We start from the raw sequence: 542 nt of genomic DNA, 5'->3' as shown, positions 1-542 counted from the left end.
GTGCCCATCACGAAGAACGCATCGGGAGCCTGCGTCGAGACCTCCGACGGAATGTGATAGGCCAGCGCCGGACGAGCCCACGTCTCGCCGTTGTAGAGGTCGTACTCGGCCTTGAGCCCCGCGTCCTCGGTGGTCCACACCACCTCGAACGGACCCTGCGGCGACACCGGGCTCATGTGCGACAGGTCGAGCACCACGTGCTCGGTACCGCCGGCACCCATGCCGAAGATCGCCAGCTGCCGCCAGTGATGCTGCCCGGGGTCGGGGTCGGTGTCGTCGAACACCCAGCCGCGGTTGATGGTGGAGGACAGACCATAGAGGTGGTCCTCGATCGTGTCGGGCTGGCCGTAGCTCTCGGGACCGATCGCCGCCTTCTCGGCCAGCGACTGCAGCAGGAACCGCGGGATGAAGCCCCACAGTTCGTTGCCGCTGTCGAGCTGGAACGCGTGCAGCACTCCGAGGTCGTCGCCCACCACCACTGCTTCTTGTGCCTCGTAGTGCGGCGACGGCAGCAGGATCCGCGCGTCCTCGTCCCACGCGGC

At 67.5% G+C, this 542-nt stretch carries 1 protein-coding gene; it reads right to left on the bottom strand.

Annotation, left to right across the window (positions count from 1 at the left end):
* Positions 1-542: hypothetical protein (locus OEB96_RS00310; protein ID WP_323137303.1), on the bottom strand; the 542-nt coding region annotated here is incomplete at both ends.

Source organism: Paraliomyxa miuraensis (genome assembly GCF_026337845.1).
Taxonomy (GTDB): domain Bacteria; phylum Myxococcota_A; class Polyangia; order Nannocystales; family Nannocystaceae; genus Paraliomyxa; species Paraliomyxa miuraensis.
This window is presented reverse-complemented; position numbering and strand designations above follow the sequence as displayed.